This window comes from Pseudomonas sp. GXM4 (assembly GCF_008923895.1).
Taxonomy (GTDB): Bacteria; Pseudomonadota; Gammaproteobacteria; order Pseudomonadales; family Pseudomonadaceae; genus Aquipseudomonas; species Aquipseudomonas atacamensis.
In genome coordinates this window covers 1-17,384 of sequence record NZ_WBRZ01000028.1, presented here as the reverse complement: position 1 = coordinate 17,384, position 17,384 = coordinate 1, and the positions used below count along the sequence as shown (strand labels likewise).

General features: G+C 59.4%; 19 protein-coding genes. 7 read left to right on the top strand and 12 right to left on the bottom strand.

Annotated features, from left to right (window positions below; all coding sequences use genetic code 11):
* Positions 1-44 precede the first annotated feature (44 nt).
* Positions 45-950, bottom strand: coding sequence for a 16S rRNA (cytidine(1402)-2'-O)-methyltransferase (gene rsmI / locus F8N49_RS06640; protein WP_016773267.1), 906 nt, complete (start codon positions 948-950; stop codon positions 45-47).
* A gap of 177 nt (positions 951-1,127) precedes the next feature.
* On the opposite strand from rsmI, the gene F8N49_RS06635 reads away from it, so the two are divergent.
* The 4 genes from F8N49_RS06635 (at position 1,128) to F8N49_RS06620 (ending at position 4,571) form a co-directional block, all read left to right on the top strand.
* Complete coding sequence (locus F8N49_RS06635; protein WP_073473468.1) at positions 1,128-2,939, top strand: penicillin-binding protein activator; 1,812 nt, start codon at positions 1,128-1,130, stop codon at positions 2,937-2,939.
* Positions 2,939-3,301, top strand: coding sequence for a YraN family protein (locus tag F8N49_RS06630; RefSeq protein WP_016773265.1), 363 nt, complete (start codon positions 2,939-2,941; stop codon positions 3,299-3,301). The genes F8N49_RS06635 and F8N49_RS06630 overlap by 1 nt, the downstream gene beginning before the upstream one ends.
* Positions 3,302-3,402: 101 nt before the next feature.
* Positions 3,403-3,996, top strand: coding sequence for a phosphoheptose isomerase (locus F8N49_RS06625; protein WP_008082788.1), 594 nt, complete (start codon positions 3,403-3,405; stop codon positions 3,994-3,996).
* Complete coding sequence (locus F8N49_RS06620) at positions 3,993-4,571, top strand: BON domain-containing protein (RefSeq protein ID WP_024014250.1); 579 nt, start codon at positions 3,993-3,995, stop codon at positions 4,569-4,571. The genes F8N49_RS06625 and F8N49_RS06620 overlap by 4 nt, the downstream gene beginning before the upstream one ends.
* A gap of 48 nt (positions 4,572-4,619) precedes the next feature.
* Here the strand turns inward: F8N49_RS06620 and F8N49_RS06615 are convergent, their stop codons facing one another.
* From F8N49_RS06615 to rplM, 7 genes are all read right to left on the bottom strand, one after another.
* Positions 4,620-5,033: a ClpXP protease specificity-enhancing factor gene (locus F8N49_RS06615; RefSeq protein ID WP_016773263.1), complete on the bottom strand. Its 414-nt coding sequence runs from the start codon at positions 5,031-5,033 to the stop codon at positions 4,620-4,622.
* Between the two features lie 16 nt (positions 5,034-5,049).
* On the bottom strand, positions 5,050-5,667 hold the full coding sequence (locus F8N49_RS06610) for a glutathione S-transferase N-terminal domain-containing protein (protein WP_007961620.1): 618 nt from the start codon (positions 5,665-5,667) through the stop codon (positions 5,050-5,052).
* Between the two features lie 146 nt (positions 5,668-5,813).
* On the bottom strand, positions 5,814-6,596 hold the full coding sequence (locus tag F8N49_RS06605; RefSeq protein ID WP_016773262.1) for a cytochrome c1: 783 nt from the start codon (positions 6,594-6,596) through the stop codon (positions 5,814-5,816).
* Positions 6,596-7,807 carry a cytochrome bc complex cytochrome b subunit gene (locus tag F8N49_RS06600; protein WP_016773261.1) on the bottom strand — a complete coding sequence of 404 codons (1,212 nt, stop codon included), beginning with the start codon at positions 7,805-7,807 and terminating at the stop codon, positions 6,596-6,598. The genes F8N49_RS06605 and F8N49_RS06600 overlap by 1 nt, the downstream gene beginning before the upstream one ends.
* The gene (petA, locus tag F8N49_RS06595; RefSeq protein WP_007917031.1) at positions 7,807-8,400 is read right to left on the bottom strand and encodes a ubiquinol-cytochrome c reductase iron-sulfur subunit; all 594 of its coding nucleotides are present in this window, start codon (positions 8,398-8,400) and stop codon (positions 7,807-7,809) included. Before petA ends, F8N49_RS06600 begins: the two co-directional genes overlap by 1 nt.
* Positions 8,401-8,671: 271 nt before the next feature.
* Positions 8,672-9,064, bottom strand: a complete 393-nt coding sequence (gene rpsI, locus F8N49_RS06590; protein ID WP_003228056.1) for a 30S ribosomal protein S9 — start codon at positions 9,062-9,064, stop codon at positions 8,672-8,674.
* Positions 9,065-9,078: 14 nt separating this feature from the next.
* Entirely contained in the window at positions 9,079-9,507 is a 429-nt protein-coding gene (rplM, locus tag F8N49_RS06585) for a 50S ribosomal protein L13 (protein WP_003228062.1), read from the bottom strand.
* A 244-nt stretch (positions 9,508-9,751) separates the two neighbouring features.
* On the opposite strand from rplM, the gene F8N49_RS06580 reads away from it, so the two are divergent.
* Positions 9,752-10,792: an NADP(H)-dependent aldo-keto reductase gene (locus F8N49_RS06580; RefSeq protein ID WP_039761359.1), complete on the top strand. Its 1,041-nt coding sequence runs from the start codon at positions 9,752-9,754 to the stop codon at positions 10,790-10,792.
* Positions 10,793-10,948: 156 nt separating this feature from the next.
* Here the strand turns inward: F8N49_RS06580 and F8N49_RS06575 are convergent, their stop codons facing one another.
* The gene (locus tag F8N49_RS06575; protein WP_073473472.1) at positions 10,949-12,085 is read right to left on the bottom strand and encodes an acyl-CoA dehydrogenase family protein; all 1,137 of its coding nucleotides are present in this window, start codon (positions 12,083-12,085) and stop codon (positions 10,949-10,951) included.
* Positions 12,086-12,335: 250 nt separating this feature from the next.
* Here F8N49_RS06575 and F8N49_RS06570 point away from each other — a divergent pair, with 250 nt between their 5' ends.
* The gene (locus F8N49_RS06570; protein WP_162999820.1) at positions 12,336-13,232 is read left to right on the top strand and encodes a GlxA family transcriptional regulator; all 897 of its coding nucleotides are present in this window, start codon (positions 12,336-12,338) and stop codon (positions 13,230-13,232) included.
* A gap of 223 nt (positions 13,233-13,455) precedes the next feature.
* On the opposite strand, the gene zapE is transcribed toward F8N49_RS06570, so the two are convergent.
* The 3 genes from zapE to F8N49_RS06555 form a co-directional block, all read right to left on the bottom strand.
* A complete protein-coding gene (gene zapE, locus F8N49_RS06565; protein ID WP_016773254.1) occupies positions 13,456-14,550 on the bottom strand; it encodes a cell division protein ZapE in 1,095 nt (364 codons plus the stop codon).
* 90 nt (positions 14,551-14,640) lie between these two features.
* Positions 14,641-15,996 (bottom strand): tryptophan--tRNA ligase, encoded by a 1,356-nt coding sequence (locus F8N49_RS06560; protein WP_122747826.1) that lies wholly within the window; start codon positions 15,994-15,996, stop codon positions 14,641-14,643.
* Positions 15,997-16,020: 24 nt separating this feature from the next.
* Positions 16,021-16,650: an alpha/beta hydrolase gene (locus F8N49_RS06555; protein WP_151551028.1), complete on the bottom strand. Its 630-nt coding sequence runs from the start codon at positions 16,648-16,650 to the stop codon at positions 16,021-16,023.
* 144 nt (positions 16,651-16,794) lie between these two features.
* On the opposite strand from F8N49_RS06555, the gene F8N49_RS06550 reads away from it, so the two are divergent.
* Positions 16,795-17,229 carry a YhcB family protein gene (locus tag F8N49_RS06550; RefSeq protein ID WP_016773251.1) on the top strand — a complete coding sequence of 145 codons (435 nt, stop codon included), beginning with the start codon at positions 16,795-16,797 and terminating at the stop codon, positions 17,227-17,229.
* Positions 17,230-17,384 lie beyond the last annotated feature (155 nt).

Below are 17,384 nucleotides of genomic sequence, written 5' to 3'. Positions count from 1 at the left end.
GAAGAACAAGCGCTAAAACCCTCCGGACCGCCACGGGCGACGGCTTACACGCCTTTCTGTTTATCCAGCGCCACCTGATACAGCACGTTTTTGCGCTCGCCGGTGATTTGCGCTGCCAGTGCGGCGGCGCGCTTGAGCGGCATTTCCTCCAGAAGCAGATCGAGGATGCGCATGGCTTCACTGCTGACCGCGTCTTCCGACTCCGGCGCGGTCCAGCCGGCCACCAGCACCACGCACTCGCCGCGCTGCTGATTGCTGTCGGACTCGACGAACGCACGCAACTCGCTGAGCGGCAAGCCTTTGAGGGTTTCGAAGGTCTTGGTGATTTCCCGCGCCAGCAGAGCCTGACGCTCGCCGCCAAACACTGCTTCCATATCCTGCAGGCATTCGAGAATGCGATGCGGCGCTTCATAGAAAATCAATGTGCGCGGCTCTTCTTTAACCGCTTCCAGACGCGCCTTGCGTCCGACCGACTTGGCCGGCAGAAAGCCTTCGAAGATAAAACGGTCGGACGGCAAGCCCGCCGCCGACAGCGCCGCGATCAACGCGCAGGCACCCGGCACCGGCACCACGTTGATGCCGGCCGCACGGGCCTGACGCACCAGGTGATAACCCGGATCGGAGATAAGCGGCGTGCCGGCATCAGAGATCAGCGCGACGTTGTCGCCCGCCAGCAACCGCGTAATAAAGCGGCTACCCTCATCCCGCTCGTTGTGTTCGTGACATGCGGCCAGCGGCGTACCGATACCGAAGTGCTGCATCAGGCGCGCCGAATGCCGCGTGTCTTCCGCTGCAATCAGGGCCACTTCACGAAGGATCTTCAAGGCCCGGGCGCTGATGTCGTCCAGGTTGCCGATGGGCGTCGCCACCACATAAAGCGAGCCAGCAGCGGAATTCAAAGGACCTGGAGCAGTCAAAGCGCACACCTCATGATCGGTAAAAGCGGCCATTGTAGCGCGTCATGAGGCTTGCGATGCGCTCCGGCCGAGTACGGTTTTTCGCCCGGTTGTGCGCTGCCGCAACATTTACTCCAGCTAAATTGACCGATTCACGCCAGTAACATCGCGCCCCGGCCAGTGCTTGGGTACAATTCCACGCTAATTTGATCGAGTATCAGGAACACTTACATGATCGCTTGCCTGCGGCTGTTCACTGCCCTCTGCCTCGCTGCCTTGTTGGCCGCGTGTGCCAGCTCCCCTTCCTCCAGCCTTGGCGAACTTCCACGGACTCCGGACGCCAGCATCGAGCAACTGCTCGAACAGGCCGCCCAGGCTAAAACCCCGGAACAAGCCGCCCTGCTGCGCCTGAGCGCGGCGGACCAGGCTTACCGCCAAGGCAATGCCGGCCAGTCCGCGCAAATCCTGCAACAAGTGCCGGTGGAACAACTCAAGCCAGGCCAGCAGATTTTCGCCAATACGCTGTCCGCCGAACTGGCCATGACGCGCAATCAGCCGAAAGCTGCGCTGACCGCCCTGAGCCATCCAAGCTTCCAGAAGCTCGGGGAAATGCCGGAAGAGCAGCAAGTGCGCACTGGCACTGTTCACGCCCGCGCCCTTGAAGCCGACGGCCAGACACTGGCCGCTGCCCGCGAACGTGTGTTCATCGCACCGATGCTGGAAGGCGAAGCGGCAAGCAAGAATCACGAAGCGATCTGGACCCTGATCGCTTCGCTGCCAACCGATCAATTGCAACCAAACAACACCGACGATCTCGGCGGTTGGATGGCACTGGCGCAAGCGGTGAAAACCGCAGGCACGCTGGAACAGCAACAAGCCGCGATCGACAACTGGCGTGCGCAGAATCCAAAGCACCCGGCGGCGATCAACCTGCCGCTGCCGCTGACCAAACTCAAGGAACTGGCCAGCCAGCCACTGAGCAAAATCGCCCTGCTGCTGCCACAGGACGGCCAGTTGGCGTCGGTCGGCAAAGCGCTGCGTGAAGGCTTCATGGCCGCGCATTATCAGGCGCAACAGGCCGGCCAGAACCCACCTGCCATCGAGTTCTACGACAGCTCGAAGCTGACCTCGATGGACGAGTTCTATCGCAAGGCCCAGGCTGACGGCGTGCAACTGGTAGTCGGCCCGCTGGAAAAACCACTGGTCAAGCAACTGAGCACTCGCCCGCAACTGCCAATCACCACCCTGGCGCTGAACTACAGCGAAGGCGAGCAAGGCCCGGCGCAACTGTTCCAGTTCGGTCTCGCTGCTGAAGACGAAGCTCGCGAAGTTTCCCGTCGCGCTCGTGCCGACGGCCTGCATCGCGCCGCGATCATGGTGCCGAAGGGCGAATGGGGCGATCGCGTCCTGCGTGCCTTCAGCCAGGACTGGCAAGCCAATGGCGGCAGTATCGTTGCCACCGAGCGTGTCGATCAGCCGGTGCAACTGGCCCAGCAGATCGCCGACATGTTCCAGCTGCGTCAGAGCGAAGCTCGCGCCAAGAGCCTGCAGAATGTTGCCGGCACCAACGTCGCCGCGCAGCCTTCGCGTCGTCAGGACATCGAATTCATCTTCTTGGCCGCCACGCCGCAACAGGCCCAGCAGATCAAGCCGACCCTGAACTTCCAGTACGCCGGTGACGTGCCGGTCTACGCGACTTCCCACGTGTACAGCGCCAGCGGCGACGTCAACCAGTACAACGACATGAACGGCATTCGCTTCTGCGAAACCCCATGGCTGCTGGAAACCAGCGATCCGCTGCGCCAGCAAGTAGCTGCGCAATGGCCGCAAGCCAATGGCAGCCTCGGTCGCCTGTACGCCATGGGCGCCGACGCCTATCGCCTGGCCCCGCGCCTGGGCCAACTCAAGGCCCTGCCGGACAGCCGCATCGAAGGTCAATCGGGCAGCCTCGGCATGACCCAGACCCAGCGCGTAGTGCGCCAGTTGCCATGGGCACAGTTCGTCAGCGGTCAGGTGCAGCGCCTGCCGGACACACCGCGCTGATGCCCGACAGGTCACGCTCGCAAAGCGGCAAGGATGCCGAGCGCCAGGCGCTCGAACATCTGCAACAACAAGGTCTGCGCCTGCTGGCGCAGAACTGGTTATGCAAACGCGGCGAGCTTGATCTGGTCATGCTTGATGGCGATACAGTAGTATTCGTTGAAGTTCGCTACAGAAAAAACACTCAATGGGGTGGCGCGCTCGCCAGTATCGACGAGCGCAAGCAGCAGAAACTGATCTTTGCAGCACAGTATTTTCTTCAGCGCGAGTCGCGTTGGGCCAATTCCCCCTGCCGCTTCGATGTGGTGGCGATCGACAGCCACCCGAATCAGCTGAACTGGTTGCAGAATGCTTTCGACAGTTGATCGCCTGCACCCTGCCCTGTTTTCGTCCGACACATTTTGCTCTTTGCTTTGCCGGCTGCACATTCACGTGCCGAACAGCCGCGCCACTTAAGGTCACACAGATGGACATGCAATCCCGAATTCGCCAGCTTTTCCAGGCCAGTATCGACACCAAGCAACAGGCGATGGACGTACTTGCACCGCACATCGAGCAAGCCAGCCAGATCATGGTCAACGCCCTGCTCAACGAAGGCAAAATGCTCTCGTGCGGCAACGGTGGCTCGGCCGGCGATGCCCAGCATTTTTCTTCGGAGCTGCTCAACCGCTTCGAGCGCGAGCGTCCGAGCCTGCCGGCGATTGCGCTGACCACCGACACTTCGACGATCACCTCGATCGCCAACGATTACAGCTACAACGAAGTGTTCTCCAAGCAGATCCGCGCGCTCGGCCAGCCGGGCGATGTGTTGCTGGCGATTTCGACCAGCGGCAACTCGGCGAACATTATTCAAGCGATCCAGGCCGCACATGATCGCGAAATGATTGTCGTAGCTTTGACCGGACGCGATGGCGGCGGCATGGCGTCGCTGCTGTTGCCCGAGGACGTCGAGATTCGCGTACCGGCCAACGTCACTGCACGTATTCAGGAAGTCCACTTGCTGGCGATCCATTGCCTTTGCGATCTGATCGACAGCCAACTGTTCGGGAGTGAAGAATGACCCCTAATCGCCTTGGCCTTCTGGCCTTGACCCTGTGCCTCGGCATCAGCGGCTGCACCTCGGTGGTGAATGCCAGCCGTGAAGCGCCGATTGAAGACGACCGTGGCACGCGTACCTTCGGCAGCAAGATCGACGACTCGCTGATCGAAACCAAAGCTGGCGTGAACATCGCCAAGGCCGATCCGGCCTTGGACAACGATTCGCACATCGTCATCACCAGCTTCAACGGCGTCGTCCTGCTCGCCGGCCAGACTCCGCGCGAAGACCTCAAGGCCAAAGCCGAACAAGCAGCCGCCAATGTCCAGCGCGTGAAGAAGGTGCATAACGAACTGCAAGTGCTGCAACCGTCCTCCCTGCTCGCGCGCCAGAACGACGCGTGGCTGACCACCAAGATCAAGACCCAGATGCTCACCGACGCCAGCATTCCTGGCTCGCGCATCAAAGTCGTGACCGAGAACGGCATCGTCTACCTGCTGGGTCTGCTGACCAAACAGGAAGCCACCCAGGCAACCAATCTGGTTCAGGGTGTGTCTGGTGTGCAGAAGATTGTGAAGCTGTTCGAATACATCGACTGACCGTAAAAGGCAGACACAAAAAAGGCGATCCATCCGGATCGCCTTTTTTTATTTCACAACCTTCAAACTTGGCCGGCCACTCGGGCGTGGCGGCTCGCTGCCCGGTGGCGGCGAGTCGTCATCCGGATCGATGTCTTCCTCATCGTCCATCGGCAACTCGAGGTCAAACACCATGCCTTGGCCGTTCTCCCGGGCGTAAATGCCCAGGATCGCGCTGATCGGCACGTAGAGACTGTGCGGAACACCGCCGAAGCGGCCTTCGAACGTCACCACGTCGTTATCCATGTGCAGATGACGCACGGCACTCGGCGAGATGTTCAGGACGATCTGGCCGTCACTGGCAAAACCCTGTGGCACCTGCACCGCCGGATACTCGGAGTTGACCAGCATGTGCGGGGTGCAATCGTTATCCACAATCCACTCGTAGAGCGCGCGGACCAGATAAGGTCGACTGGAGTTCATAGCGGCTCCTTAAGCCTTAGCGCATATCGCGTTCGACACCAGACAGACTCGCCTGGAAAGCCTCACGCGCAAACTGGCGCTCCATATAATCAAGCAGCGGCTTGGCCGGCCGCGGCAGTTCAATACCCAGAATCGGCAAACGCCAGAGTATGGGTAATAGGCAGCAATCCACCAGACTTTGTTCCTCACTGAGGAAGAACGGTTTGTCGGCGAACAGCGGCGAAACGCCGGTCAGGCTTTCGCGCAGTTCCTTACGCGCCACGACCCGTGCAGCCTCTTTGCTCTTGGGATCCAGAATCAGATCCACCAGCCCGCACCAGTCACGCTGAATCCTGTGGATCAGCAGACGGCTGTTGGCCCGCGCCACCGGATAAACCGGCATCAGCGGCGGGTGCGGGTAACGCTCATCCAGATACTCCATCACCACGGTCGACTCCCACAACGCCAGGTCACGATCGACCAGCGTCGGCAGACTGCCGTAAGGGTTCACCTCAATCAGTTTAGGCGGCTGGCGGCCCGCTTCCACGTAAATGATTTCGGCGCTGACACCCTTCTCTGCAAGCACGATGCGCACTCGGTGGGAATAGTGGTCGGCGGGGTCGGAGTAACAGGCCAACCGATTGGTCACGCCCATGGCGATCCTCCTCGCTTGTTGAATTTGTCGGAACCGGAAAAACGCGCGCGCCCAGAGGGCACCTCCCGCAGGGTCTGACTGAGCAGATCCTGCTTTAGCGGAGGCGCCCTTGGGCGCGCGCGATTAACAGCAATGCTTGAAGCGTATCAGTGCACGTCTTTCCAGTATTCACGCTTGAGCAGGTAGGCGAACACAAAGAAGAACGCCAGGTACAGCAAGACATAAGTACCGATGCGCTGATGTTGCAGCTTAACCGGGTTAGCCGAGTAAGCCAGGAAGGTTACCAGATTCTTGACCTTCTCATCGAACTGCTCTTCGTTCAGAGCACCGGACTTCGGCACGATGGTCAACTGATCGCACGCTTCATGGGTCAGCGGCGTGCCGGTCAGCGGATCGTATTGCTTCTTGCCGTCCTCGACGATCTGCACCTGTTTGCAGCCGACGACCTGACGACCTTGCAGGCCGACCAGCACGTTAGGCATGCCGACGTTCGGGAAGACCTTGTTGTTCACGCCCCATGGACGCGCCGGATCTTCGTAAAACGACTTCAGGTAACCGTAGAGCCAGTCGGTGCCGCGTACTCGCGCTACCAGAGTCAGGTCCGGCGGCGCTGCGCCGAACCAGGTCTTGGCGTCGGCTGGTTGCATGCCGATGTTCATGTGGTCGCCAATCTTGGCACCGGTGAACACCAGCTTCTCCAGCATCAGCTCGTGCGGGATGCCAAGGTCATCGGCGACGCGCTCGTAACGCTGGAACTTGGCACTGTGACAACCCATGCAATAGTTGGCAAAGGTCCGCGCACCATCCTGCAGGGCGGCTTTGTCGGAGACGTCGATATCGACACTTTCCAGTTCCGGACCATGGCCCCCGGCAGCAAAAGCCAAGGAAGGCAGCGCAGTAAAAATCAGAGCAAGAAATAACTTTTTCATCAGCCAGTCACCCTTTCCGGAACCGGTTTGGTCTTCTCGAGCCGGGTGTAGAACGGCATCAGAATGAAGTAGGCGAAATACAGGAAGGTGCAGACCTGCGACAGCAACGTGCGCCCCGGCGTCGGCGCAAGAACGCCGAGGATGCCAAGAATCACGAAAGAAATGCAGAACACCACCAGCCAGATTTTGCTCATCCAGCCCTTGTAGCGCATCGATCTCACCGGACTGCGATCCAGCCATGGCAGCACGAAAAGCACCGCAATCGCCGCGCCCATGGCGATAACACCCATGAGCTTGTCCGGGACCGCACGCAGGATTGCGTAGAACGGCGTGAAGTACCAGACCGGGGCAATGTGCTCAGGCGTCTTGAACGGGTTAGCCGGCTCGAAGTTTGGTTTTTCGAGGAAGTAGCCGCCCATTTCCGGGAAGAAGAACACGATGAAGCAGAAGATGAACAGGAACACCACAACGCCGACAATGTCCTTCACCGTGTAGTACGGGTGGAACGCAATGCCGTCCAGCGGGATGCCGTTTTCGTCTTTGTGCTTCTTGATATCGACGCCATCAGGGTTGTTCGAACCGACTTCGTGCAGCGCCAGAATGTGCAAGACCACCAGACCGAGAATCACGATCGGCAGCGCGACAACGTGCAAGGCGAAGAAGCGGTTCAGAGTGATTCCGGAGATCAGGTAGTCACCACGAATCCACTGCGTCAGGTCATCGCCGATCAGCGGAATCGCACCGAACAGCGAGATGATCACCTGGGCACCCCAGTACGACATCTGGCCCCACGGCAGCAGGTAACCCATGAACGCTTCGGCCATCAGTGCCAGGTAAATCAGCATGCCGAACACCCAGACCAGCTCGCGCGGTTTCTGGTACGAGCCGTAGAGCAGGCCGCGGAACATGTGCAGATAGACGACGATGAAAAACGCCGAGGCGCCGGTCGAGTGCAGCAGACGCAGGATCGAGCCGTACTCGACGTCGCGCATGATGTATTCAACGGAAGCAAAGGCTTCTTCTGCCGACGGCGTGTAACTCATCGTCAGCCAGACACCGGTGACGATCTGGTTGACCAGCACCAGCAGCGCCAGCGAGCCGAAGAAATAGAAGAAGTTGAAGTTTTTTGGTGCGTAATACTTGCTGAGATGGTCTTCCCACATTTTGGTCGCGGGAAAGCGCGCATCAACCCAATCCATGAACTTGCTCATCACGCTTTCTCCGTATCGACGCCAATGACAATCAGGTCATCGGTCTCATAGGAATGCGGGGGAACTGGCAGGTTCAAAGGCGCAGGTTGCGACTTGTAGACGCGGCCAGCCAGATCGTAGTGGGAACCGTGGCACGGGCAGAAATAGCCGCCTACCCAGTCCTTGCCCAGATCCGCAGGTGCCACTTCGGGACGGAAGGTCGGTGAGCAACCCAAGTGCGTACAGATCCCGATCAGCAGGAGAATTTCCGGCTTGATCGAGCGTACTTCAGGGTCGACATAAGTGGGTTGCGTGGAGTTTTTGGAGGTCGGATCGGAGAGCTGACCCTCGATCTTCTTGAGATTCCCCAGGATTTCCTCGGTACGGCGGACAATGAACACCGGCTGGCCGCGCCATTCAGCAATCATCTGCTGGCCTGGCTCGATTTTGCTGACATTCACTTTCACCGGTGCACCGGCAGCTTTCGCCTTGGCACTGGGAAACCATGACCCCACGAACGGGACCGCAGCCCCCACCGCTCCTGCAGCACCCACCACGGATGTGGCTGCCACCAGGAAGCGACGCCGGCCTGCATTCACGCCGTCATTGCTCATTCAGTCCTCTCATCAGCTTTTTTGGCCTGTTAAATCAGGCGTCTACTAAATAAATCAAATGTTACTTATAAAAATTTTGCCCGAATGGTAATGAAAACCCCCAATTCTGACAAGGTTAATTCCCCGGGGCTCAGCCCCTTAAGCCTTGGAGTATAGGGGGTCTACGGCTGTGGCAAGTTGTCACAACGCAATTCTTTGATAAATCGCAGGCATAAAAAAACGCCCGCTTCCGTGAGGAGGCGGGCGTTCTTTTTTGAACGTGGAAGCGGAATTAACGCTTCGAGTACTGCGGACGCTTACGCGCTTTACGCAGACCAACTTTCTTACGTTCAACTTCACGGGCGTCGCGGGTAACGAAGCCAGCTTTGCGCAGAGCGCTACGCAGGGTTTCGTCGTAGTCCATCAGAGCGCGAGTGATGCCGTGGCGGATTGCGCCAGCCTGACCACTTACACCACCGCCGATCACGGTGACGTAGATGTCGAACTTCTCGACAGTCTCGGTCAGCTCCAGCGGCTGACGAACTACCATGCGGGCAGTTTCGCGGCCGAAGAAGTTATCCAGCGAACGGTTGTTGATGGAGATGTTACCAGTACCCGGACGCAGGAAAACGCGTGCGGTTGCGGTCTTGCGACGGCCAGTGCCGTAATTTTGAGTCGCCGACATAATGAACTATTCCGTTAAATCTTCAGTTCTTGGGGCTGCTGAGCAGTATGAGGGTGTGCAGCGCCCGCATAGACTTTCAGCTTACGGTACATGTCGCGACCCAGTGGGTTTTTAGGCAGCATGCCTTTAACCGCGGTCTCGATCACGCGCTCAGGGGCTTTGGCGATCAGCTTTTCAAAGTTGATCGACTTGATGCCGCCCGGGAAACCGGAGTGGGAGTAGTACATTTTGTCAGTGGTTTTAGCGCCGGTAACACGGATCTGCTCGGCGTTGATGACGACGATGTAGTCGCCGGTGTCAACGTGAGGAGTGTACTCAGGCTTGTGCTTGCCACGCAGACGGCTCGCGATTTCGGTGGCCAGACGACCCAGGGTCTGACCAGCAGCGTCGACGACAAACCAGTCGCGCTTTACTGTTTCCGGTTTAGCAGTAAAAGTTTTCATTCTTTATAGCCTCAGGGGCCGCCTGTAAATAAGACGGCGGATCTTACTGAATAGTGCGTACTTTGACAAGTCAAAGGCAGCCGGATACAGACGCTTTCGGGGGCTCGGGTCGGCGCGTCCGTTCAACGGCAAGATTCTTCGGCGGCGGCGCATCACTTCCACTGCAGAAAGAGGTCGGCAATTATGCAGATTGCGAAAAATTTTTCAACCTGCTTTTATGATTGTTTTGCCCAAGGAGCACCCGATGGACTATCGCCAGCTAGGCCGTACCGACCTGAACGTGAGTGCAATCTGCCTCGGCACCATGACCTGGGGCGAGCAAAACACTGAGGCTGAAGCCTTCGCCCAGATCGAAAGGGCCAAGGAAGCCGGGATCAATTTCCTCGACACCGCCGAAATGTACCCGGTGCCGCCAAAAGCCGAAACCTACGCCACCACCGAGCGCTACATCGGCAATTACTTCAAGAGTCGCGGTGATCGCGCCGACTGGATCCTCGCCAGCAAGATCGCCGGCCCCGGCAACACCATCGACTACATTCGCGACAAGAACCTGCGCCACAACCGTCAGCACATCACCGAAGCACTGGACGGCAGCCTCAAGCGTCTGCAGACCGATTATATCGATCTGTATCAATTGCACTGGCCGGAACGCAGCACCAACTTTTTCGGACAGCTGGGGTATAAGCACAAGATCGAAGCCAACCTGACGCCGCTGGAAGACACCCTCGAAGCCCTCGACGAACAGGTGAAGGCCGGCAAGATCCGCCACATCGGTCTGTCCAACGAGACGCCGTGGGGCACCATGCGCTTTCTGGCCCTGGCCGAAGCCCGTGGCTGGCCGCGTGCGGTGTCGATCCAGAACCCGTACAACCTGCTCAACCGCAGCTTCGAAGTCGGCCTGGCCGAGATCGCCATTCGCGAACAGTGCGGCTTGCTCGCCTACTCGCCACTGGCGTTCGGTTTCCTCTCCGGCAAATACGAAGGCGGCGCCCGTCCACCGAAAGGCCGTCTGAGCCTCTACAGCCGCTTCAGCCGCTATTTCAACCCGCAATCCGAAGCGGCGTGCAGCCGTTACGTTGCACTGGCCCGCGAACACGGTCTGGATCCGGCGCAAATGGCCCTGGCCTTCGTGACCCAGCAACCCTTCGTCACCAGCAACATCATTGGCGCGACGACGCTTGAGCAACTGGACAGCAACATTGCCAGTTTTGATCTGAAACTGTCCGATGAAGTGCTGGCCGGGATTGAGGCGATTCACAAGGATCATCCGAATCCCGCGCCGTAACTGACCGCCAAAAGCTTCGCGAGCAGGCTCGTTCCCACAGTGGAACACTGTACCTGTGGGAGCGAGCCTGCTCGCGAAGAGGCCAGTCGGATTACCTCAACAGCGTAACGCGGAGCGTCCCCGGCGGCATTCCCACGCAGAGCGTGGGAACGATCATCAGAGCGACCGCGCAATAATCTCCTTCATGATTTCATTGGTGCCGGCATAAATCCGCTGCACGCGCGCATCCGCCCATGCCCGGGCCACCGGGTATTCCCACATAAAGCCGTAGCCGCCATGCAGTTGCACGCACTCGTCGAGCACCTTGCATTGCAGGTCGGTGCCCCAGTATTTGGCCATCGCCGCCGTCGGCACATCGAGTTTGCCCTGCAGATGCAGCTCCAGGCAGCGATCGACGAAGACCCGGCCGATCTGGATCTCGGTAGCCATCTCGGCCAGTTTGAAGCGGGTGTTCTGGAAATCGGCAATCGACTTGCCGAACGCCTTGCGATCACGGGTGTAATCCAGCGTCCATTGCAACGCTGCTTCAGCCGAGGCCAGACCGCCAATCGCCACGGTCAGGCGCTCCTGCGGCAACTCCTGCATCAGATAGGCAAACCCGGCACCCGCCTGGCCGAGAAGGTTTTCCTTCGGCACGCGCACGTCCTGGAAGAACAGTTCCGAAGTGTCCTGCGCCTTCATGCCGACCTTCTCCAAGCGCTTGCCCTTCTCGAAGCCCGGCGTATTCGCCTCCACCAAAAACAGGCTGGTGCCCTTGGCGCCAGCCTTGGGATCGGTCTTGGCCACCACGATCACCAGATCAGCCAGAAAGCCGTTGGTGATAAAGGTTTTCGAACCGTTGATCACATATTCGTCACCGTCGAGCACCGCCGTGGTTTTCACCCCTTGCAGGTCGGAACCGGCGCCGGGCTCGGTCATGGCAATCGCCGTGACCATTTCCCCTGAGACCAGTTTCGGCAGGTATTTGTGTTTCAGCGCCTCGCTGCCGTAATGCAGGATGTACGGTGCGACGATGTCCGAGTGCAGCGAAAAGCCGATGCCGGTCAGTCCCAGACGCCCGACTTCTTCAATCACCACGGTGCTGTAGAGGAAATCCGCGCCGAGCCCGCCGTACTCTTCCGGCAGATGCGAACAGAGCATCCCCGCCTCCCCCGCCTTGTTCCACAGCGCGCGATCAATGTGTCCCTGCTTCTCCCACTGCGCGTGATACGGCACGGCCTCTTTTTCGAGGAAAGTTCGCACGCTGTCGCGGAACAATTCGTGCTCGGAGCTGAACAGGGTTCTGGGGATCATGCGGCACCTTTCTTTGTTGTTGGAGGGATACGGCTCTCAGAGACTAAGCCCGACTCCTGCTACGGGACACTGGACACATCCGACAAAAAATAAGACGATCCAGCCGTCTGGTGACCACTTTCCCTTATAAAAACAAAACAAAAGTTGAATTATGTCTAAGCACGTCTCCCCGCCCTTGCGGCGCGTCAGCATCCTGGCCATCGACCGGGTTTTCGCTTACACCCTCATGCAGGCCAAGGATTTTTTCCATGTGGCCAGCCTGCGTTACGGCAAACAACTGGGCCACGGCCTGACACCGGCGTTTGAAACTCGCCTGGTCAGCCCGGATGGCAAACCGGTAAAAAGCTTCAGCGACGTAGTGATGCCGGTCGACGGCGGCCTGGAAAACGCCGATGTGATCATCCTCCCGGCGTTCTGGGACGATTTCGACACGCTGTGCAGCCGTTACCCGCAAATCCTGCCGTGGCTGCGCGAACAGCATGCGCGCGGCGCAGTGTTATGCGGCGAAGCCACCGGAGTGTTCTGGCTCGCCGAAGCCGGGCTGCTCAACGGTAAGGAAGCGACCACCTACTGGCGCTTCTTCAATGCCTTCGCCGAGCGTTTCCCCAAGGTCTATCTGAATCAGGACAAGCACCTGACCGACGCCGACAATCTCTATTGCGCCGGCGGCACGACCTCGGCCTGCGATCTGTACATCTATCTGATCGAACGCTTCTGCGGCGCAAACGTGGCACAAGCCGTGGCCCGCGACATCCTCTACGAAGTGCAGCGCAGCTATTCGCCGGGACGTATCGGTTTCGGCGGGCAGAAGCTGCATCAGGACGTGATCATCCTGCAGATCCAGCAGTGGCTCGAAGAACATTTCGCCGACAAGTTCCGCTTCGAAGACGTCGCCCGCGAGCACGGCATGAGCATCCGCAACTTCATGCGCCGCTTCCAGACCGCCACCGGCGACAAACCGCTGCACTACTTGCAGCGCCTGCGCATCGAGACGGCCAAGGGCCTGCTTTCGGGTACGCGCAAGAGCATCAAGACCATCAGTTATGAGGTCGGTTACGACGATGCGAGCTTCTTCGCGCGACTGTTCCGCCAGCACACCGAGCTGTCGCCGAATCAGTATCGACAGCAGTTTCAGCAGGCTGCGTAATCCGGCCTGATGATCGTTCCCACGCTCTGCGTGGGAATGCCGCCACTGGACGCTCTGCGTCCGGCTCGCAGGTGACGCGGAGCGTCACGGGATGCATTCCCACGCGGAGCGTGGGAACGATCAGTTACTGCGCTTTCGCGAGCAGGCTCGCTCCCACAGGGAAAAACTTAAGCGCATAAAAAAGGCCTGCAATCGCAGGCCTTTTTCGTTGCCGGAACTCCGTTTAAGGCTTGTGCGCCCGCGACAGGAATTCGTGGGATTGCATCTCCAGCAATCGGCTCAGGGTGCGCTGGAACTCGAAGGTCAGGCGTCCGCCGGTGTACAGATCCTTCAACTCGACCTCAGCAGAAATGATCAGTTTGACGTTGCGGTCGTAGAATTCGTCGACCATGTTGATGAAGCGACGGGCGATGTCGTCGGTGGTGACGCTCATCTGCTCGACGCCGCTGAGCAGCACGGCGTGGAAAATCTTGCCCAGTTCGATGTAGTCGTTCTGGCTGCGCGGGCCGTCGCACAGTTCGCGGAAGTCGAACCAGGCCACGTCGTCGCAGGTGCGCAGAGCGCGGATTTCGCGGTTCTCGATGATCAGCACATCGTTTTCCACCGCCGCCGTGCACTCCGGTGTCAGTGCCTTGAAGCTCTTGCGCAGGCTTTCGTGCGCGGCTTCGTCGAGCGGATAGTGGAACAGCTCGGCTTGCTCGAGGTGACGCAGACGATAGTCAACACCGCTGTCGACGTTGACGATCTCGGTGTTCTGTTTGATCAGGGCGATGGCCGGGAGGAAGCGCGCGCGTTGCAGGCCATCCTTGTACAGGCCGTCCGGAACGATGTTCGACGTCGCGACGAGGGTCACGCCGTTCTTGAACAGCTCTTCCATCAGCGTGCCGAGGATCATCGCGTCGGTGATGTCGGAGACGAAGAATTCATCGAAGCAGATCACCCGCGACTCGGCCGCAAAGCGCTTGGCGATGATGGTCAGCGGGTTCTTCTCGCCGCCCAGGGTTTTCATTTCTTCGTGCACACGCTTCATGAAGCGGTGGAAGTGCGTGCGGGTCTTTTCCTTGAACGGCAGCGCTTCGAAGAAGGTGTCGACCAGGTAAGTCTTGCCGCGACCGACGCCGCCCCAGAAATACAGGCCCTTGACCGGCGCCTGATCCTTTTTGCCAAACAGCTTGCCGAGCAAGCCCGGCTTGTTCTGGTCAGCGGCGATCAAGTCGTCGTACAGACGCTGCAAGTGACGCACGGCAGTTTCCTGCGCGGCGTCATGGAAGAAGTCCGGGCGTTTCAGATCAGCTTGATATCGTTCTAGGGGCGTCATAATTCGTTAGCAAGGCAACAAAAACGGGCCGTCACTGTAGCGACGGCCTGTGGGAATGGCAATCGGCCCTTGGTCGGGTCGTGCCGCCGATCAGTCTTGAGCTGGAGTCAGTGCGACGCGCAACGCCTCGATGGCGGCGTCTCGCGCGGCAGCGTCGGCGAAGGCCGGGCTGTCACCCACGCACTCACCGGCCAGCCAGACGCTGAAGCTAAATTCTTCAGTACGCACGTCCAGCGGCTCGCCGGACTGCAACTGTTTGGTCACCTGGCCGGCAGTTTTGCCGTCGGCGAAGTTGCGCGACAGCAGCAATTGCTCGCCATCGGCCGCCAGCAGACGGAAACGGAAGCTGCCGTCGTCCTCGCGGAAGCTGACGAAACGTGCGGCTTTCGCGGCTTTTTTCTTGGTAGTCGCGGCGACCTGAACCTGATTGACAAAAGAACGCAGGCCAACGGCTTCGCGCAATTCATTGAGGAACGGCGTGGCCACCGCACGGGCCTTCTTTGCACCGATCTGCAGAATGTCTTCCAGGTCCGCCGGACGCTCGATCAACTGGTGATACTTCTCGCGCGCCTCGCCCAGCTCGTCGTCGAGCAACTGGAACAGACGATTCTTCGCCTCACCCCAGCCCAGACCACCGAGCAGCTCACCGCGGAATTCATCGGCCTGCGCCGGTGTGGCGAAGGCCTGGAACAGAGTGAACAGGTGCGAGTTATCGGGATCTTTCGCTTCGCCCGGCGCCTTGGAGTCGGTGACGATCCGCGAGATCGCGTCCTTCATTTCCTTGGCGCTGGAGAACAGCGGAATGGTGTTGTCGTAGCTCTTCGACATCTTGCGACCGTCGAGGCCCGGCAAGGTGGCCACACTTTCTTCGATCAGCGCTTCGGGCATGGTGAAGAACTCTCTGCCCTGGCCGAACAGATGGTTGAAACGCTGACCGATATCACGGGCCATTTCCACGTGCTGAATCTGATCGCGACCGACCGGCACCTTGTGCGCGTTGAACATCAGAATGTCCGCCGCCATCAGCACCGGATAGCTGTACAGGCCCATGGTGATGCCGGCATCCGGGTCTTCACCGGTTTCAACGTTCTTGTCCACCGAGGCCTTGTAGGCGTGCGCGCGGTTGAGCAGGCCCTTGGCGGCGACGCAGGTCAGCAGCCAGGTCAGCTCGGGAATTTCCGGGATGTCGGACTGGCGGTAGAAGGTCACCCGATCGACATCGAGGCCACCGGCCAGCCAGGTCGCGGCGATTTCCAGACGCGAGCGCTGGATGCGCAGCGGGTCATCGCATTTGATCAGGGCGTGGTAGTCGGCCAGGAAATAGAACGAATCGGCCTGGCTGTCGCGGCTGGCGAGGATTGCCGGGCGAATCGCGCCGGCGTAGTTGCCCAGGTGCGGCGTGCCGGTGGTGGTGATGCCGGTGAGAATGCGGGTACGGTTAGTCATGGGTAATCGCTTGTCAGACTGCAATCAATTCGAGAGACGCGGCAGCAGCAGATCCTTGAGATCGGTCAGCTTGCCGTGAAAAAAGTGTCCGCATTCTGCCACTTTCAGCAGCTCATGGGGGCGCTGGAGTTGTTCCGACCACTGGTAGACCAGTTGCGGATCGATGACTTCATCGGTTTCCGGCTGGATCACGGTCAACCCGCCGTGCTGCGGCAGTTGATCCTGCTCGCCCAGACGCATCACCGCCGGGGCAACCATGAACAGGTGCTCAAGCTGCACGCCTTCGGCTTCGAGACGGCCGCCGAGACTTGCTGCAACAAATCCGCCGAAGGAGAAACCGAACAGGGTCAGCGGCAGATCCGGGTGTTTTTCCCGCAGCCATGTAGCTGCGGCCTGAGCGTCGTCGACTTCGCCGGTGCCCATGTCGTGCGTGCCCTGGCTGGCGCCGACGCCGCGATAGTTGAAACGCAAGGTGATCAGGCCCGCGTCGCGCGCGGTGCGCTGCAGGGTCGAGACGACCTTGTTGAGCATGGTGCCGCCCTGCACCGGGTTCGGATGGCAGATCAGCGCGATGCCGCGCGGCTGCTCGTTATCCAGGTAAAGGCTTTCCAATTGACCCACCGGGCCGTCAATCAATACAGGGGTTTCACGCATCAGCAAGGGAGGAACTCCGTGACCTCGAATCGGGTCGACTCGTCTAGCAAATTGTCTGTGCCAATCTATTGCGAGTGAATCGCGGTATACAGCGCAGGTTCGAGCCGTTAACGTAAAGCAAAGCCGTTTATAGAGGAAGGACTCGTGGAACACTCGCTCTTAGTTTGGTTGTTACCGACTCTTGCCCTGGTTGTGGGTGTCGCCATTGGATTCCTGATCGCGCGCGTTGCGCCGAACGCCGCACCGAGCCGCACGCAGCGTCAACTGGATGATATCCAGGAGCGTTTCGACAGTTATCAGAACGAAGTGGTCACCCACTTCAACAGCACCGCGATGCTGGTCAAGAAGCTGACCCAGAGCTATCAGGAAGTGCAGGATCATCTCGCCGAGGGCGCCAACCGTCTGGCCCTGGACGAGCAGACCCGCCAGCGCCTGATCGCCGCCCTGCACGCCGACGCAGCGCAGGCACCACGCGAACGCCTGACGCCACCGCGCGATCAGGAACCACCGCGTGATTACGCGCCGAAGAGCCCGAATTCGCCGGGCATGCTCGATGAGCATTATGGTCTGAAGAAGTAACCGGGGTTCGCGCCCAACAAAAAGCCCCCGGACAATGCTGGTGCCCGGGGGCTTTTTTGTATCGGCTGATTTTGCTGTGACAACACTGGCCTCTTCGCGGGCAAGCCCGCTCCCACAGGGGCCAGGTGTGGAACACAGATTTTGGGTACACCACC

Excerpts from the sequence above, each read along its gene's own strand:
- zapE (WP_016773254.1), bottom strand. The coding sequence starts at position 14,550 with ATGACGCCCCTAGAACGATATCAAGCTGATCTGAAACGCCCGGACTTC.
- F8N49_RS06575 (WP_073473472.1), bottom strand. The coding sequence starts at position 12,085 with ATGATCCCCAGAACCCTGTTCAGCTCCGAGCACGAATTGTTCCGCGAC.
- F8N49_RS06610 (WP_007961620.1), bottom strand. The coding sequence starts at position 5,667 with ATGGGCGTGACCAATCGGTTGGCCTGTTACTCCGACCCCGCCGACCAC.
- F8N49_RS06630 (WP_016773265.1), top strand. The coding sequence starts at position 2,939 with ATGCCCGACAGGTCACGCTCGCAAAGCGGCAAGGATGCCGAGCGCCAG.
- petA (WP_007917031.1), bottom strand. The coding sequence starts at position 8,400 with ATGAGCAATGACGGCGTGAATGCAGGCCGGCGTCGCTTCCTGGTGGCA.
- rpsI (WP_003228056.1), bottom strand. The coding sequence starts at position 9,064 with ATGTCGGCGACTCAAAATTACGGCACTGGCCGTCGCAAGACCGCAACC.
- rplM (WP_003228062.1), bottom strand. The coding sequence starts at position 9,507 with ATGAAAACTTTTACTGCTAAACCGGAAACAGTAAAGCGCGACTGGTTT.
- F8N49_RS06635 (WP_073473468.1), top strand. The coding sequence starts at position 1,128 with ATGATCGCTTGCCTGCGGCTGTTCACTGCCCTCTGCCTCGCTGCCTTG.
- F8N49_RS06620 (WP_024014250.1), top strand. The coding sequence starts at position 3,993 with ATGACCCCTAATCGCCTTGGCCTTCTGGCCTTGACCCTGTGCCTCGGC.
- F8N49_RS06605 (WP_016773262.1), bottom strand. The coding sequence starts at position 6,596 with ATGAAAAAGTTATTTCTTGCTCTGATTTTTACTGCGCTGCCTTCCTTG.
- rsmI (WP_016773267.1), bottom strand. The coding sequence starts at position 950 with ATGGCCGCTTTTACCGATCATGAGGTGTGCGCTTTGACTGCTCCAGGT.
- F8N49_RS06600 (WP_016773261.1), bottom strand. The coding sequence starts at position 7,807 with ATGAGCAAGTTCATGGATTGGGTTGATGCGCGCTTTCCCGCGACCAAA.
- F8N49_RS06555 (WP_151551028.1), bottom strand. The coding sequence starts at position 16,650 with ATGCGTGAAACCCCTGTATTGATTGACGGCCCGGTGGGTCAATTGGAA.
- F8N49_RS06560 (WP_122747826.1), bottom strand. The coding sequence starts at position 15,996 with ATGACTAACCGTACCCGCATTCTCACCGGCATCACCACCACCGGCACG.
- F8N49_RS06625 (WP_008082788.1), top strand. The coding sequence starts at position 3,403 with ATGGACATGCAATCCCGAATTCGCCAGCTTTTCCAGGCCAGTATCGAC.
- F8N49_RS06615 (WP_016773263.1), bottom strand. The coding sequence starts at position 5,033 with ATGAACTCCAGTCGACCTTATCTGGTCCGCGCGCTCTACGAGTGGATT.
- F8N49_RS06580 (WP_039761359.1), top strand. The coding sequence starts at position 9,752 with ATGGACTATCGCCAGCTAGGCCGTACCGACCTGAACGTGAGTGCAATC.